20 protein-coding genes and 1 pseudogene are annotated in these 14,332 nt (G+C 62.4%); 12 read left to right on the forward strand and 9 right to left on the reverse strand.

What is annotated here, in order from left to right; genetic code table 11:
- Both GTW51_RS08860 and GTW51_RS08865 read left to right on the forward strand, forming a co-directional pair.
- Positions 1–940: calcium-binding protein (locus tag GTW51_RS08860; protein ID WP_163043546.1), on the forward strand; the 940-nt coding region annotated here is incomplete at its 5' end.
- A 53-nt stretch (positions 941–993) separates the two neighbouring features.
- Positions 994–2,322, forward strand: coding sequence for an HlyD family type I secretion periplasmic adaptor subunit (locus GTW51_RS08865; protein ID WP_163043547.1), 1,329 nt, complete (start codon positions 994–996; stop codon positions 2,320–2,322).
- Positions 2,323–2,946: 624 nt separating this feature from the next.
- Here GTW51_RS08865 and GTW51_RS08870 read toward each other — a convergent pair.
- Positions 2,947–3,126 (reverse strand): hypothetical protein, encoded by a 180-nt coding sequence (locus GTW51_RS08870; protein ID WP_163043548.1) that lies wholly within the window; start codon positions 3,124–3,126, stop codon positions 2,947–2,949.
- 124 nt (positions 3,127–3,250) lie between these two features.
- Positions 3,251–3,445: a hypothetical protein gene (locus GTW51_RS08875; protein WP_163043549.1), complete on the reverse strand. Its 195-nt coding sequence runs from the start codon at positions 3,443–3,445 to the stop codon at positions 3,251–3,253.
- A 97-nt stretch (positions 3,446–3,542) separates the two neighbouring features.
- On the opposite strand from GTW51_RS08875, the gene GTW51_RS08880 reads away from it, so the two are divergent.
- From GTW51_RS08880 to GTW51_RS23530, 5 genes are all read left to right on the forward strand, one after another.
- Positions 3,543–3,788 carry a hypothetical protein gene (locus GTW51_RS08880; protein ID WP_163043550.1) on the forward strand — a complete coding sequence of 82 codons (246 nt, stop codon included), beginning with the start codon at positions 3,543–3,545 and terminating at the stop codon, positions 3,786–3,788.
- 2 nt (positions 3,789–3,790) lie between these two features.
- Entirely contained in the window at positions 3,791–4,009 is a 219-nt protein-coding gene (locus tag GTW51_RS08885; protein WP_163043551.1) for a DnaT-like ssDNA-binding protein, read from the forward strand.
- Between the two features lie 622 nt (positions 4,010–4,631).
- Positions 4,632–5,396 (forward strand): tape measure protein, encoded by a 765-nt coding sequence (locus tag GTW51_RS23520; protein WP_203565975.1) that lies wholly within the window; start codon positions 4,632–4,634, stop codon positions 5,394–5,396.
- Entirely contained in the window at positions 5,327–5,518 is a 192-nt protein-coding gene (locus GTW51_RS23525) for a hypothetical protein (protein WP_203565976.1), read from the forward strand. Before GTW51_RS23520 ends, GTW51_RS23525 begins: the two co-directional genes overlap by 70 nt.
- Complete coding sequence (locus GTW51_RS23530) at positions 5,515–5,691, forward strand: hypothetical protein (protein WP_203565977.1); 177 nt, start codon at positions 5,515–5,517, stop codon at positions 5,689–5,691. Before GTW51_RS23525 ends, GTW51_RS23530 begins: the two co-directional genes overlap by 4 nt.
- 98 nt (positions 5,692–5,789) lie before the next feature.
- Here GTW51_RS23530 and GTW51_RS08895 read toward each other — a convergent pair whose 3' ends face one another.
- From GTW51_RS08895 to GTW51_RS08910, 4 genes are all read right to left on the reverse strand, one after another.
- Positions 5,790–6,002 (reverse strand): hypothetical protein, encoded by a 213-nt coding sequence (locus tag GTW51_RS08895; RefSeq protein ID WP_163043552.1) that lies wholly within the window; start codon positions 6,000–6,002, stop codon positions 5,790–5,792.
- A gap of 99 nt (positions 6,003–6,101) precedes the next feature.
- Complete coding sequence (locus GTW51_RS08900; protein ID WP_163043553.1) at positions 6,102–6,281, reverse strand: hypothetical protein; 180 nt, start codon at positions 6,279–6,281, stop codon at positions 6,102–6,104.
- 238 nt (positions 6,282–6,519) lie between these two features.
- Entirely contained in the window at positions 6,520–6,705 is a 186-nt protein-coding gene (locus GTW51_RS08905) for a hypothetical protein (RefSeq protein WP_163043554.1), read from the reverse strand.
- A gap of 725 nt (positions 6,706–7,430) precedes the next feature.
- Positions 7,431–7,703 (reverse strand): hypothetical protein, encoded by a 273-nt coding sequence (locus GTW51_RS08910; protein ID WP_163043555.1) that lies wholly within the window; start codon positions 7,701–7,703, stop codon positions 7,431–7,433.
- Between the two features lie 309 nt (positions 7,704–8,012).
- Here GTW51_RS08910 and GTW51_RS08915 point away from each other — a divergent pair, with 309 nt between their 5' ends.
- Entirely contained in the window at positions 8,013–8,222 is a 210-nt protein-coding gene (locus GTW51_RS08915; protein WP_163043556.1) for a hypothetical protein, read from the forward strand.
- 145 nt (positions 8,223–8,367) lie between these two features.
- Positions 8,368–8,460, forward strand: a pseudogene (locus GTW51_RS08920) (exonuclease domain-containing protein); the annotation flags it as partial.
- 860 nt (positions 8,461–9,320) lie between these two features.
- Here the strand turns inward: GTW51_RS08920 and GTW51_RS08925 are convergent.
- On the reverse strand, positions 9,321–9,515 hold the full coding sequence (locus GTW51_RS08925) for a hypothetical protein (RefSeq protein WP_163043557.1): 195 nt from the start codon (positions 9,513–9,515) through the stop codon (positions 9,321–9,323).
- 123 nt (positions 9,516–9,638) lie between these two features.
- On the opposite strand from GTW51_RS08925, the gene GTW51_RS08930 reads away from it, so the two are divergent.
- Both GTW51_RS08930 and GTW51_RS08935 read left to right on the forward strand, forming a co-directional pair.
- Complete coding sequence (locus GTW51_RS08930) at positions 9,639–9,794, forward strand: hypothetical protein (RefSeq protein ID WP_163043558.1); 156 nt, start codon at positions 9,639–9,641, stop codon at positions 9,792–9,794.
- Between the two features lie 439 nt (positions 9,795–10,233).
- Positions 10,234–10,770: a hypothetical protein gene (locus GTW51_RS08935; protein WP_163043559.1), complete on the forward strand. Its 537-nt coding sequence runs from the start codon at positions 10,234–10,236 to the stop codon at positions 10,768–10,770.
- Between the two features lie 132 nt (positions 10,771–10,902).
- Here GTW51_RS08935 and GTW51_RS08940 read toward each other — a convergent pair whose 3' ends face one another.
- Positions 10,903–11,109, reverse strand: a complete 207-nt coding sequence (locus tag GTW51_RS08940; RefSeq protein WP_163043560.1) for a hypothetical protein — start codon at positions 11,107–11,109, stop codon at positions 10,903–10,905.
- 401 nt (positions 11,110–11,510) lie between these two features.
- Between GTW51_RS08940 and GTW51_RS08945 the strand changes: the two genes are divergently transcribed.
- Entirely contained in the window at positions 11,511–12,413 is a 903-nt protein-coding gene (locus GTW51_RS08945) for an outer membrane protein (protein WP_246232814.1), read from the forward strand.
- Positions 12,414–12,488: 75 nt separating this feature from the next.
- Here the strand turns inward: GTW51_RS08945 and GTW51_RS08950 are convergent, their stop codons facing one another.
- Positions 12,489–14,036: a PAS domain-containing sensor histidine kinase gene (locus GTW51_RS08950; RefSeq protein ID WP_163043561.1), complete on the reverse strand. Its 1,548-nt coding sequence runs from the start codon at positions 14,034–14,036 to the stop codon at positions 12,489–12,491.
- Positions 14,037–14,332: the final 296 nt, after the last annotated feature.

Here is a 14,332-nt window from a genome sequence, read left to right on the forward strand (position 1 = left end):
CCTCCACGGTGATGAAGGCGACGACACGATCCTTGCCGCGGCGGGCAACGACACGGTGCATGGCGGTGCCGGCGCCGACACGATCGACGGTGGCGAAGGCGACGACGTCCTGCACGGCGACGACGGCGACGACACGATCGTCGCCGCCGCCGGCAACGACACGGTCCACGGCGGCGCCGGTGACGATGCGATCGACGGTGGCGACGGCGATGACGTCCTCTACGGCGACGAGGGCGGCGACACGCTTGATGGCGGTGAAGGCGATGATCATCTCATCGGGGGCGCCGGCAACGACGTGCTGCTCGATGGTATCGGTGTCGATATCCTAGAGGGCGGCGACGGCGAAGATTGCGTCATCCTTATCGCCGATGGCGAGGTCGATGCGGTCCACGGCGGCGCGGGCACCGACACGCTGGACCTGTCGCAGGTCGTCTTCGACGCGACGGTCGACCTGCCCGATGGCTGGGTGACCATCAACGGCACCGAGGAAGCCCGCATCTTCGAGATCGAGAACATTCGCGGTGGCCGCGGCAATGACCGTCTGATCGCCGACGACGAGGTCAACATCATGGTCGGCGGCGCGGGCAACGACATCTTCGTGTTCCGCTCGCTCGATGCCCTCACCAACGAGGGTGGGCCCCGCGACCATATCCAGGACTTCTCGGTCGGCGACCGCATCGACCTGTCGCGTCTGGGCAAGAGCCTCGACGACTTCGCTGCACAGAAGCTGTTCTTCGCCGGCGCGGCCACGTCCACGACCGCCGAGATTGGCGCCGTCACCTATCGCCACCAGTTCATCGCCGACGATGCCGGCGAACGGGAGATCACCGTCGTCGCCGGCTATCTCGACGAGGATCCAGAGGCGGAATTCGAGCTCGTCGTCCACGGCCACCATGACCTGACGGCGAATGACTTCATCCTGGCCGGCCGCGATGGCTGATGCCGACCGCGGCCGCCAGAACCGACACAGCAATTCTCGAGGGGAGAACGACGATGAGTGACCCACAGAAGGCAACCGGCGTCGAGGCTGCTCCGGCAGACGATGGCCAGCGGTTTGGCATCCGGTCGCGGATCGTCGCTTCCGGTCTCCTCGCGACATTCCTGATCGTGGGCTGTGGCGGCTGGGCGGCGCAGGCCAGCCTGTCCGGCGCGATCATCGCCCAGGGCAAGGTCACGGTGAAGAAGCAGGTCAAGGAGATCCAGCATCGCGATGGTGGCATCGTCGGGGCAATTCTCGTCGCCAATGGCGACGTCGTGAAGGCCGGCGACGTGCTCATCCGCCTCGACGAGACCCAGACCAAGGCGGAACTCGGCGTCATTGCATCGCAATTGTCGGAACTGATCGGCCGCCAGGCACGCCTGCGCGCCGAGCGCGACGGCGCCGAAACCGTGCTGTTCGACCCGGCCTTCGAGACCGCAGCCGCCACGGCGGCGATCGCCGAGGGCGAGCGCCGCCTGTTCTCCGACAACCGCGCCACCCGCGAAGCCCAGCGCGACCAGCTGCAGTCGCAGATCGAGCAGTATGGCGAGCAAGTGAAGGGGCTCGAGTCGCAGCGCCAGTCCAACGCCGTGGAACGCGAGATGATCGCCGAGGATCTCGACCGCCTCGCACCCCTGGTCGAGCGGCAACTGGTCGAGGGCACCAGGACCAGGCTGATGGAGCGCGACCTTGCCAAGATCGACGGGCTGAAGGGCGAGATCGAGGCGAACATCGCGCGGGTCAAAGGGCAGATCAGCGAAGCCCGGATGAAGATCATCGAGCTCGACCAGCAGGTGCGCACCGACGCCCAGCGCGAGCTGCGCGATGTCGACGCCCGCATCGCCGAATTGTCGGAGCGCATCGTTGCCGCAAAGGACCGCCTGTCGCGCATGGATCTGAGGGCCCCGATCGACGGCTTCGTCAACGACCTCAATATCCACACCGTCAACGGCGTCATCACCCCCGGCGAGACCGTCATGGGCATTGTGCCCGATGGCGAGGAACTCGTCGTGGAGGCCAGGCTCGCCCCGACGGATATCGACCAGGTGACGGTCGGCCAGGACGTCAATCTGCGCTTCTCGGCCTTCAACCAGCGCACCACGCCGGAGATCGACGGAAGGGTCGACATAGTCGGCGCGGCGGCGACCCTAGACCCGGCCAGCGGCCAGACCTTCTATCTCTCCACCATCGCCATCACCGACGAGGATCGCGGCCTCGGCGAACAGCTCCTCGTCCCCGGCATGCCCGTCGAGGTGTTCTTCAAGACCGGCGACCGCTCCGCACTGTCATACCTCGTCAAGCCGTTCAGCGACCAGATGATGCGATCCTTCCGCGAGGAATAGCCGCGGGCCAGCGGCCCGCGGCTTTGCACCTGTGGCAATCCCCTACGCCTCGAAATGGCCATCGCAGTCGCACTCGCGGCCTCTGGCCCGGCGCCAAGCATCGCCAGCGCCCAGCCCGACTGGCGCTCACGCCGCCCATCTACTGCAATCTGGATCGACTGCTTCCTCCAGCGAATGCCAGCTCGGCTCAGGCCCCGCCGCGACCGACCTGCTCTGCGGGGGAATTTGAACGAACCAATCCGTCTCCACCCGATCCGTAAGCGAGAAGTCTGCCTTCGGGCAGGTCCAAACGCACTCGCTGAGGCTAACGTGGGCAGGTTTCCGCCAGCGCCGTCGAAGGATGAACGGTCAGTCTCAAGGGCGCCTATTCTCTATCCGCAACGGGTAGGGACTTGTCCCGTTTATCCGATTAGAATGAGACACATCAGCAGCTTGGGAATAGGGCTGGCGGAGAGGAAGGGACTCCGCTGAGATATGCCTTAAGTCATTGACGTTTATAGCTTCGCAGTAGCCATTTCAGTAGGCCTGTGTACCACCGTTGTGCACCCTAGACAACTAGGCTGTACGCCGCGCTTATTCCCACGCGAGCGGTAACGCGTGTCGTGCGGCTAAAGGAGGGGAAGGTTATTTCTTCTTGCCCTTCGTCTCGTCTTGGCCGAGCGCGGAAGCGGAAACCTTTCTAGTCTCAGCTGGCGTCAGCTTGCCGGTCCGAAGTCCTTTCGACGCCACGGCCGACACGGACTGTGACGTCTCCTTCTTTGCGCCGCCACCGCTGCTTTTGCCGCCTGATGCACTCTTGGCCATCGGTAACCTCCGCTGCTGCCACCAACGCAGAATGGCCGACGCCGCGGCTCCCGTCGAGGTGGCGATGATGGATGAAAAATGGGGTGCCAGGCGATCTCCTATTAAGCCGCCCGGCACCAAGGTCTCAGACCTCGTCGGCTTCCTCGGTTTTCGCGAGGATGTCGTCCAGCGTGTCCGCCAGCACGTCGAGTTGATCTCGAGAAGCAGTCAATTCGAGCGTCGCGCCGGAATCATCCTCGATATGCAATTGAGCTGTCCGCCCTTCGCTGTCCGGCTCGATGCGGAACTGGGCAAGCTTCTTCGTAGTGGCTTTGGCCATGACGTTCTCCTCTGTGGCGATTGAGAACGTGCGGGCTGAACATTCGCTCCACGGCCGGAGGGCGTCCGCGGCCTCGGCCTCAGCCTGAGGCTTTGGCATGAGCAATCTCGTCAGCATCGAGGGTAAGACCAGGCGCGGTCAGATCAATCAGCAGACGATTGAGATGCTCCGCGATTGGCTCGCCAGCGCTGAGAGCGGCGAGGTCGTTGACGTGATGATCGTCGGCACGTGCGCTGACGGTTCGACGAACACCTCCGCAACTGATGGCGACGATTTCCAGCGCATGCTGGGCGCGATCGACATCCTTAAAGCGAGTCTGCTGCGGCGACATCTGGAGGACTGAAGATGCCCTACCACTACGGCAAGATCGCCGACGCCGACGCCTATCACACGGCGCGGCTGAACGTCGGCTGGGCTGGCGACGACGCGGCGAAGACGGCAGCCCTCATCCGTGCGTCCTCCTGGATCGACGCGACCTATTTGACGCCCTGTTCGGGGGATGAGGGATCAAGGGACGCCGCGACGGGCGGTATTCGGGGACGGCGGCGACAACAGGAGGAATAGGTCAGCTTCGCCTGATCGTCGACCATTCCTTGAGCCGCTGCCACCAAGACCTCCGGCTGCGGTGATCAAGCTCCACCGCCTGATCTTCGGGCATTGGGTCATCTCCAAAGATCGTTTTCCAGAGCCGTTCCCTATCCTCACCGTCGACGGGGGTCGGCTCAGTGTTTCCGTTGGCCGCCGAAATCTGTCGCCGGCTTCGTGATCTGGAACGGCTGCGGTTGGCGCTCTTTCGCATGGGCCTAAACGTCCACGTGGAGGGTGGGGGCTAGTGAGGGATGATTGGCATCCCGTGAGAGAGTCCCTTCCATCATCGAAACCACCGTCAGCGCTAACCGCATGCCCGTCTCCAAGTTGAGGCGGGCACGCTAGCCAATAGCTTGCAGGAAGGCAAAGCCATGGATATTGCCCGGCTCGGCATTGCCGTCGAAAGCGTTCAGGTCGATGCGGCCAACCGCTCCCTGGAGAAGTTCTCTCAGGTTTCGGGATCGGCAGAACGTGCCGCGAAGGCGTTGGGCGAGAGGCGTCCACCGCCGGGCGAGCCGCCGCCGCGGCAAACGACAACGCGGCCGGGTCGGCCAACCGTGCCGCTCTGGCCTATGGCAAGTGGGAGATGGCGGCGCGCATGGTGGGCCGGGCGATCGGGCTCGTCACGGCCGCACTCGCCACCGGTGCACTCGCTCGCTACGCCGACACCTGGTCCGACATCAGTGCCCGGGTCAGCCTTGCTGCAGGAAGCACGGAAGCCGGCGCCGCGGTGATGGAGCGCCTGGGCACGGTCGCTCGCCGCACCTATTCCGATCTGGCGAACACGGCCGAGAGCTACATCGGAAACGCCACGGCGTGGCGCGAGCTTGGCTACTCGACCATCCAACAGCTGGATTACACGGAGGCGCTGAACCTCGCCCTAGTCGTCTCCGGTGCCCGTGCTGAGCGCGCCGCATCCGTCACCAATGCGCTCACGAAGGCCATGGCCGCCGGCAAGCTGTCCGGCGACGAGCTCAACACGGTGATCCAGACCGGCGGCCGGGTGGCCGTGCGAACGCTGCCGATCACTTGGACCATCGTGCGCCCGGCGGTGTTCATGGAGATGCTGACGATGCCCGGCTTCGGACTGGACGAGGATCGGTTCACGTTCTTCGCCCGGCCGGATCAGTCGATGCAGTTCATCGCCGTTGCGGACATCGGCAAGATTGTCGCTACAGTGTTCGCCGATCCCGACCGGTTCGGCGGCCAGAGCTTCGAGATCGCCGGCGATCGTGCGTTGGGAACATCCAAGCTCCTCCGGCTTTCCTTTCCGAAACCAGAGGAGAGATGTCGATGGCGACCATCAAGAGCGACGCTTCCAAAGACAACAGCGTCTTCGAGAATCCAGATTCGCTTGACGTAAATACAGGCAAGAAGCTCCCGCCCAAGGACGTCGACGAGTCCCTCGGTGAGGCGATCGACGAAACGATGGACGAGGAGGGCGAAATTCCCGGCGACGATCCGGCGAGGGAGCGCTCGCGATGAGCGTCGAGAGCGAGATCCGGCAGGCCATCATCGACGAGCTGCAGCGCCAGTCCGAAAACAGCGATGGTCAGTTGACGGTAAATGCGACGGACGATCTGGTGACCATCCATGGCGCGGTCGATCTGGATGATCTCGTGATGGTTGTCATGGGTTCGGTCGCGGGCGGCCCGTAGTTCCGCTGAAACGTGCAGCATTCGTCTCAGATACAAGCCCGTCAGGCTACTGGTCGGCGGGCTCGTTTAACCTCAAACGCTATGTCCCGGATGAAGGCTCATCCCCCGACCTTCGTCAGGACGAGATCTTCCCACGGCACCGTAAACGAGATGCCATCGCTGGTCGTCAGCTTGACCCCTGACGAAAGGAGCCACTCGGTCCTCTCGGGACTGCCGTCTGACTCGGGCACCAGAACCTGATGAACATCGTAGGCCTTGCCGTCGGACCCCTTGGCGAGGAACCGATCGGCTTCGTTGATCTCAATCGACATTGCGGACTCTCACTCTTTCGACGCCGGCCAAGCTATAGACGGAAGAAGGTGGCATTGCTGCGACGGTGCAAGCTTGCTGCTTCAGTCGCTCCGCCGCGATCAAAGCGCGGTTTGCCGGTCAGCAGGAAGCAAGGGGATTGACCGTTTGCTCGCTTCTTCTCTGATAACCGCCTCGATCCTGTCGTGAGAGACATCGAGATCTTCAGAGATCAGGTCAACGAGCAGGTAAGGGTCCAGCCCTCCGTAGGTTTGAACGACGGGATCAAGCGAATCCAGCATTCGGTTCACGGCCTCCCGTAGTTCTCGCTCCGCATCCATTCTTACTCACTCCAGCATGGCAAGGCCGGATCGCCTCGGGGACGATCCGGCCTGGTGGTTGCACCGATAGGGACGGGGTGCTGCAACCACATCGAGCGGAATGCGTGTGGGACGGTTAACGGGTCTAGAATGGCCTGTTCATCCGCCGTTCAGGTTTGCCGCGCGGTGCAACGGAAACGGAGAAGCTTGTTCGGATGAATCAGGACCAGAGGCGCCCGAAGACGGCATCGATCGCCCCTTGGACAACGGCACTGTTTCCGCCGACGAAGAAGACCTCGGTGCGTTCTGCGCCCGCCTGCTTCAGGTGGGTGATCATCTGAACGACCACGACGATTTTCTGATTGTTGGTGTCGACGAAATGCTGTCGCCCGGGCGAAGCGGCCATGCTGAGTCCTTTTCATGCTGAGTCGCCCTTAGAACCCAACGCGTTGCCGCGGTAAAGAAGGATGGCGGTGCCGCTCTCGCGGCCTACATCAGGCTGCTGGTGGGAGCGTTACCGTCATGAATGGGGGTTCCGAGGATTTCGCAGCGGCCGCAGCGCTTTTAGGCGGCGCCGGCGTCGCTCTGGTTCTTGTCTTTGAAACCGTGCGCAGCCCTCTGCCGCGGGTTCTTCTGGCCGGCGTCGTCTTCGTGGTCGCACTGGCAATATGGGCTCATCTAGCGGCGGGTGTCTTCTAGGATCAGGACCGCGATCGGACAGCGCGTGGCCTCTCGGCTCTGTCTCGCGTAGCCTCTCAATCTCCTATACGCTTTGGGGCATGGAGAACCCGGAGCAGATTTTCACGTATCTCATCGCCCGCGCGCCGAAGGGCGTCTGCGACGATTGCCTCGCGCGGGAAACTGGTGTTTCCCCTCGCCAACAGATCGAAACAATCGCAGGGGCTTTGGGCCTTACACGGGACTTCGACCGCTCTAATTCCGTTTGCTATTTCTGCGGCAGCGAAAAGCTAGTGACGAGGTCGCTGGCGTCGGCCAACGAGACGTAGGTGGTAACCGCCGGCCAGTTACCAAACCAGGCTGGCCCTTGCGCGCGAATGATCGCAAGCGGGACGGGCGACCGGGTGTGGGTGGACGGAGGAGATAGAATGCTCCCCCGCCGTCCGCCTCTGCTCAGGACAGCCCTCGCATATCAGGATCTGCGGCCGTCTCTGCTGCGGTCACGGTCACACTGGGGAGCCCGCGGGTTTTCCCGGCAGAATGCTGCAAACCTTTCACGATCGCGGTTGTCGTCGCGATCACGCGCTTGATTGCGATCAGCGCCGTCGCGCCGAAAATCATCTCGGCGATCGGGGCCGCCGCGGCTATCACGCCGATCATCGCGACCGGCGCGGTCTGGCCCTCGATCTCGACGCCGATCACCGCGGTCTCTGAAGTCACGATCACTAACGCGCGGATCCGGCCTGCTGACGTCGCGATCTATAACGACAGGCCCTGAAGAGCTGTAGCCGCCTCCGTAGCGAGGACCTTCATCTACGCAGCCTGAAACGGCGAGACTGATGAATCCCAGTGTGGCAACGATGCCAAGGCTTCTTGCACGCATTTACTTTCCTCTGGTTGGGGGCGAGCAGATGGCGTGGGTGGTACGGAATGCAAGGCATTAGCACTTGGCGGCGCAGAGCAACCGACAGTCCCGATAACGGAACCGGAGCCGTGCGCTGAGCTTTCCTCAATCTGCAACGAGAGGAAGCTACGATGTCTGAGATCAGCAAAACGAAGAAGGACGGTGCAGAGTACCGCGAGGACAGGTCGAAGATCGCCACCGAAGACAACACGTCCGGCGAGACGGAAACCGAACATGTCAAACGGAAACAGAGCAAGCTGCCCAATGGTGGCCGTTCACCGGAATACGACGAAGCCGACGACAGCGACATCGCGGCGCCATCGCCTCCAACGGGAGCGTAATCGGGCCTCTCCGTAGGCAATTGCGGGATAGCGACGGCAAGCGCCGGAACCGGCATCGTCTCCTGAACTAGGGCGCTTCGCCGTCCCTGTCGCCTCGCCTCCGCGACCGGACTGCCCGACAAGGAGACCGGAAGCGGAGTATCCTATGCGCGAAATCGTCTTCGACACGGAAACCACTGGGCTCGACCCGGCGGTCGAGCGCGTGGTGGAGATCGGCGCCGTGGAACTGTGGAACCACATCTGGTTCGCGAGCGATCATGCCCCGGGTGCCGTCGCCTACAAATGTCAGGAGAGCGGACATACGCGCCGTTCACTTCGTCGGGTTCAAGGATGACCGCTACATCGCAGCAGTGAGGGTTTGGGGCCAGCCCTACTTCATCCACCGCGGATGGGACAGGCGAGCACAGCGCGAGATAGCGGACATCGACACCATCGTGTTCGCAGAAGGCCCGAGCGACCAGCCCCAGCGCCTCAAAAGCTTCGACGACATCCGGGAGTAGTTTCTCGCATAACCGAGTGGTCGGTGCAGCAACGCTTGCCTCGTAAGGAAACGGTACTATTGTTGCTCGTGCGGAGGAGGTCGCTCGTTCGCGGGAGGAATAGACATCGCGCCCTTCGGCCTGTCTTCGCGCCATTGAGCGTGGGCGGCATCAAGCCGGCCCGGCAGGGAGGCAGCGATGACATTTCCTGAGTTCCTGATGACGCATTTCAGCTTCAGCGGCTCTTGGCTGCTCTATCTCTCGATGGGGGCGCTCGCAGTCCTAAGCTTCTTCGCCGAGTAACTCGCAGGGGCCAAGCCCGGGCGGCTACTTCTCTTCTTGGGCGTCTTGTTTGGCCTTCGCTAGTCGCGCCGCTTTGAGGCGAGCTGATTTTTCGGTGTCCGCCTTCACACGTTCCCCCGCTGATCCGTTTCGACGCAGAGGCTGTCTTAGCATCTCGTGTCGCTCGGAAGTGCGAGGCAGCCTGGGCTTTTGCGCTCATATCCATCGTGATTGGTAGCTCCTCGAGAAAAGGTAAGAGCAACCATATCACGACGGGCCCCTCATAGTGCTGGCCCGATCGCGTAGGCGCACTGATCCGGGTCTGCCCGCTCCCTTCCTAGTGCCGCGTAGCTGCTGCTACCCGTTTTGCACGGTCGAGCCCGTTAAGCAGGTGAACCACCTCCTCAGCCTCTTCCACGTCCATCAGGATCATCACCTGGTTATGAACGACCGCGGGCAGGTCCGAGAAGATGTCGACGACACTCCATGTGCCGTCGGGATCCTTGCGAAGGGTGTAGCGATCATCGGGCATGCCTGAGGTTAAGCCCGTTTCCGATGTCCGAAAAGAGTCCCCACCGCGCGAAAGGAGATCCTATTCGCTATCTGCATCGCGCTCGGCATCGCAAAGGCGCTGGAATACATCCTGCCGCCGTCGGTGCTCGACATCATCAAGCGGGTCGACAACGACCTGGTGGCGATCGCCGCGGCCTCGCCGAAATCGAAAGTCAGTCGCGAGGTGGGAAGCGTGGCGGCAAAGGCGGCCACCACTGATGACGCCTTCTACGCGATCATGAAACGGATGGGCCGGTGAGAACCTTCCGCTTCACGTTCTGGGGCGTCGCCGCCGGCGTGGCGGTGATCACCCTGCGGGCACTGATGGTTAGCCCGGTGGTGAGCCCATGATCATCATAGCATTTCGACAAGCTCGCCGAGAGCTACCGCGCCAGGCGGCTGGAGTGGTTCTTCGCGACCGTGCTCCTGCTGTTCGGCATGGTCCTCCCTTGCCGGTGAGCACCTTCGCCAGCTCGCCGAGCTATGCCGTCCTGCAGTGGTGGGGATCGTAAGATACCTGGGGCAGCTGGTTCCTGCTCGCCGGCACGGTCCGCCTGGTCATCCTGATCTTCAACGGCGCCTGGTGGCGGACGGCGTTCCTGCGGGCCATCGCGGCTTTCTACAGCCTGTTCTTCTGGGTTTCGGTCGCAGCGGGCTTCCTGCTCACCAACCCTGCGACTTGGGGCGGCTACCTGTTCGTGGCCGTGGCGATCTACGAGGTGAGCAACATGAAGATTGCGGCGCAGGAGGCCGGCACTCTGGAGCGGATCGCCATCGCTCGGGCGCGATCCCGGAAACCGGCTGGCGGGGGTTCGCTCGCTACGCCATCGGAATGGAAGACGTGCATCATGCCGCCCGGAATTGATGGACTGCCCGACTGGGCGATTTCGCTCTTCTACGTCTGCGCTGCGATCGGCGCCGCCTTCGTGATGGTCCGGTCGATGATGAAGGGGGCTGGCAAGGTCACGGACGGCAATGCTGCGGACCGCGCCGTCACGGCGATCAGTTCGGTGCAGCCGTATTCCGACCGCATCACCCAGGACGCGCTCATCACAGCGATCGGTGACCTACACGAGACGATCATCAAGTTCCACGAGACGGTGCGGCTGATGGCGGACCGACTGGACCGGGACCGCGACGAGCGGAAGCTGCGAGAGGATCTTCAGCAGGAGCACGACCTGAGTGACCTAAAGAACATCATCCAGTCGATGCGGAAGGACCAAGCCAAGGGGTAGGGCGCATCAGCGGATTGCGCCCGGCTCGCGAAAATGCTCAGTGGAGCGGTACCTTCAGGATTGCTTGCACAACTGGCTCGCCCGGGTCTGCCCGTGCCGGGCCCTTTTGCGCTGAGAAATTGTCTGCTGAAGCTATTCGGACCAGATCGGGGCCTTCGTCGCCTCCCGCTCGGCGTCGAACCCTTCGGCCCACAGGGTGTGGTCGGGCGATCGCGGTGAGTGTGGATTGAGAACCGCAATGCCACCGGCACGAAATGCTTTCCGTCCCTCCGACCACACCGTCCGCTCTCGTTCGGCGGCGGCAATTTTGGCGGCAAGGTCTTTGGCTGTGTCGTCCATCTCCGATCCTCGGTGTCTGCTCAAGCGACTTGCCTGTCCACCAACGCTTGTGCTGAGGAACCATGGCCGCTCTGACTGTTGGCCATAGTGGGTTCCCCCGAACGATAGTGAACGCCCTTGGCATGCCGAGCCCCAATTTGCTCCAAAGCCTCAGCTTCCGTAATGACGCCGGTTTCCAAACGCTCAAGCGTATCAAGTATGATCATTTCTTCCGTCCCTTCCGCTGCGGATTGAAGCGCAACGGGCCATCGACGCGTAGGTTCCTTGCTGACCTAATCAGTAGTTCTACCGTGCCCCGCTCGCAGGGGCAAAATCATTAACCATTACGATTTACCGTGTTCGTTAAGAGCGCGGTAAGCATTCCTGCCGCGGCCGTTATTCAGTCGGGGAGAACATTGAAAATGAAAGCGATGCTGATGACGACCGTCGCCGCAATCGGCGTCCTGTCGTGCATGTCCGCCGCGACGCAGGCGGCGGACATAATCGAGCCGATCTTCGTCGAGCCCCCGGTGCCCGTTTACGAGGAGCCCGTCAGGGAAAGCTACTCGAGCTGGTATATCCGCGGCGATGCGGGCTACCTCTTCAGCAGCAAGACCAGCGGCGATTATAGCGTCTTTGGCGAAAGCGGCTCCCGCTATCACTACGACGAGCTGGAGACGAAGGCATCATATACGGTCGGTGCCGGTGTCGGTTACCGCTTCTCCGACCACTTACGCGCCGACGTTTCGCTCGACTATTACGACCTCGATATCGATGGCCGCAGCGACTGCCCGAGCTATGTCGGCGTCGGTTGCAACTACAATGACAGTTCGTCGGCCGACGTCTGGACGGCGATGGCGAACGCTTATGTCGACCTGAAGAAATTCGGCTCCGTCACGCCGTATGTCGGCGCCGGCCTCGGCTTCGCCCATGTCGGCTACGGCAAGATGAAGAACGAGATCTGCAATCCGACCTGCGGTGCCGAGGGCAACTTCATCGGCTACCACGAGGGCGAGGAGAGCTGGCGGTTCGCTTCCTCGCTGATGGCCGGCGCCAGCGTCGACCTAACCAAGCAGCTCAAGCTCGACGTCGGCTACCGCTACACCCGCGTCTTCGAAGGTGATGCCTTCGGCTACGACCAGGTCGATAGTGCATTTGGCGCCAGCGGCGTCCAGGGCCGCGACGATGGATTCAACCTGCACGCAGTCCGCGCCGGTCTGCGCTACGAGTTCGGCGGTGGCGGCTTGGGCAAGGGCAAGGACCCGGTCTATGCGGCGACCTACGAGGAGCCGGCGCCGTACTATGAAGAGCCCGTCTTCAAGTAGGCGCTACCTGCTCGTTACGTCCTGCAGAAGCCGCCGTCCCTTAACCGGGGCGGCGGCTGGCCGGCTACTCGGACTTCATCCAACGGCCTGTGATATGGCGGCGGCGAGTTTCGCGGCCCGAAACGGCTTATCAAGCTTCAATAGCCCCTCGTCCGATCCTGGTGGCAGTTCTGCGTAGCCGGTGGCCAGTATCATCGGCGTATCGGGCCACTGTGATCTGATGGCCTTCGCAAGTTGCGCGCCAGTCATGCGCGGCATCGCATGATCGGTAATCACTAGATCTACGCCTTCTTCGCGCCTCAGAATTTCCAGCGCCTCGGCCCCGGATGTCGCCTCGAACACCCGGTGCCCCATGTCCTCCAGCATCACCACCGTGTTCATCAGCACCAGCGGATCGTCATCCACTGCGAGAACGGTGAGGCAAGACGTGGCCGGCTCCGGCGGCCGCGCCTGCACCGGCTTTTGCTCCGGAAGCGGCGCTGCCTCGGCGATGGGTAGGTGGATTTCCGCCGTGGTGCCCTTTCCCTTTCGGCTCTTCAGCGTGAGGCTGCCGCCCGACTGCTCTGCAACGCCATAGACCATGGATAAACCAAGGCCGGTTCCCTTGCCGACACCTTTGGTGGTGAAGAAGGGATCCGTCGCCCGTGCAAGTGTCGTCTCGTCCATACCTTCACCAGTGTCGGTAATTGCGAGGCAAACGTAGCTCCCGGGGGTCAGCCTTCCTTCTTCGCCGGCGGAAACCTCCTTTCGGCGCGCTGAGATCATGATGGTCCCACCGCCGGGCATGGCATCTCGCGCATTCACCGCAATGTTGAGGAGCGCCAACTCCAGCTGATTGGCGTCTGTCAGCACCGGCGGCAGGATCAGAGGGAACTGCGTCTGGATTTCGATCTCGGCTCCGACCGATCGCTCCAGCAGACCAGCCATTCCGGCTACGAGGGCAGGTAACGCGACCGGACTCAACTCCAGGGTCTGGCGGCGGGCAAAGGCCAGCATGCGCTGCGTCAGCGCGGCACCGCGCTCGCCTGCAGCAATAGCGTTGTCGAGCAGGGGCGTGATCCGTCGATCCTCGGGGATACGCTTGCGTACCATTTCCAGGCTGCCGAGGATCGCCATCAGAAGGTTGTTGAAGTCGTGCGCCATGCCCCCGGTGAGCTGACCGATCGCCTCCATCTTCTGCGACTGGAACAAAGCCTCTCGAGCCCGTTCCAGAGCTTCCTGATGTTCCTTGCGCTCGGTCAGATCACGCGTGACTTTGGCGAATCCAACAAGATTGCCATCCATGTCTCGGATGGGATCGATCACGACATAGGCCCAGAAGCGAGAGCCGTCCTTGCGAACGCGCCAGCCCTCGCTCTCGAACTTTCCCTCCGAAGCCGCCGTCTGAAGGGCGCGAGCGGGCAGCCCAACCGCCTTGTCCTCCTCGGTATAGAAACGGGAGAAATGCTCTCCCAGAATCTCCGCTTCCTCGTAGCCTTTGAACCGTCGAGCCCCTGGATTCCAGCTGGTGACTATGCCGCTGTGATCAAGCATGTAGATGGCGTAGTCCGTGACCGCCTCGATCAGGATCCGGTAGCGCCCGTCCTCCGTAAGTGAGGAGGAGAACCGTTCAACCTGTTCCATCAGAAAATCCCTCTGCGTGTCGGCGCCCTGCTGAGGCGGTGGGAGGCCACCGGAAGCGCAAGCGAAATTGCTAAGTGTCGCAGACGTTCGCACTTGTCCACTTATACCAACGTGCGCGATAGCTGACTCTGTAGGGGTTCCCAAGGCGGGCGAAGTCTGAATCGATGGAGGCAAACGGAGGTTTGCCATGGCTTCAGCGATCCCGCTTCGTTCCGATTTCAACGGACCCGCTCTTCGAGAGCTGGCCAAGACGACAAAGCATGCGGCGCAGGCGCGTCGGCTTCTGGCACTGGCCG

Origin of the sequence: Aurantimonas aggregata, assembly GCF_010500835.1 — a bacterium.
Lineage (GTDB): Bacteria > Pseudomonadota > Alphaproteobacteria > Rhizobiales > Rhizobiaceae > Aurantimonas > Aurantimonas aggregata.

Bases quoted from the DNA above. Each gene is read 5' to 3' on its own strand.
- GTW51_RS08865 (WP_163043547.1), top strand. From the start codon at position 994: ATGAGTGACCCACAGAAGGCAACCGGCGTCGAGGCTGCTCCGGCAGAC.
- GTW51_RS08870 (WP_163043548.1), bottom strand. From the start codon at position 3,126: ATGGCCAAGAGTGCATCAGGCGGCAAAAGCAGCGGTGGCGGCGCAAAG.
- GTW51_RS08875 (WP_163043549.1), bottom strand. From the start codon at position 3,445: ATGGCCAAAGCCACTACGAAGAAGCTTGCCCAGTTCCGCATCGAGCCG.
- GTW51_RS08880 (WP_163043550.1), top strand. From the start codon at position 3,543: ATGAGCAATCTCGTCAGCATCGAGGGTAAGACCAGGCGCGGTCAGATC.
- GTW51_RS08885 (WP_163043551.1), top strand. From the start codon at position 3,791: ATGCCCTACCACTACGGCAAGATCGCCGACGCCGACGCCTATCACACG.
- GTW51_RS23520 (WP_203565975.1), top strand. From the start codon at position 4,632: ATGGTGGGCCGGGCGATCGGGCTCGTCACGGCCGCACTCGCCACCGGT.
- GTW51_RS23525 (WP_203565976.1), top strand. From the start codon at position 5,327: ATGGCGACCATCAAGAGCGACGCTTCCAAAGACAACAGCGTCTTCGAG.
- GTW51_RS23530 (WP_203565977.1), top strand. From the start codon at position 5,515: ATGAGCGTCGAGAGCGAGATCCGGCAGGCCATCATCGACGAGCTGCAG.
- GTW51_RS08895 (WP_163043552.1), bottom strand. From the start codon at position 6,002: ATGTCGATTGAGATCAACGAAGCCGATCGGTTCCTCGCCAAGGGGTCC.
- GTW51_RS08900 (WP_163043553.1), bottom strand. From the start codon at position 6,281: ATGCTGGATTCGCTTGATCCCGTCGTTCAAACCTACGGAGGGCTGGAC.
- GTW51_RS08905 (WP_163043554.1), bottom strand. From the start codon at position 6,705: ATGGCCGCTTCGCCCGGGCGACAGCATTTCGTCGACACCAACAATCAG.
- GTW51_RS08915 (WP_163043556.1), top strand. From the start codon at position 8,013: ATGTCTGAGATCAGCAAAACGAAGAAGGACGGTGCAGAGTACCGCGAG.
- GTW51_RS08925 (WP_163043557.1), bottom strand. From the start codon at position 9,515: ATGCCCGATGATCGCTACACCCTTCGCAAGGATCCCGACGGCACATGG.
- GTW51_RS08940 (WP_163043560.1), bottom strand. From the start codon at position 11,109: ATGGACGACACAGCCAAAGACCTTGCCGCCAAAATTGCCGCCGCCGAA.
- GTW51_RS08945 (WP_246232814.1), top strand. From the start codon at position 11,511: ATGAAAGCGATGCTGATGACGACCGTCGCCGCAATCGGCGTCCTGTCG.
- GTW51_RS08950 (WP_163043561.1), bottom strand. From the start codon at position 14,036: ATGGAACAGGTTGAACGGTTCTCCTCCTCACTTACGGAGGACGGGCGC.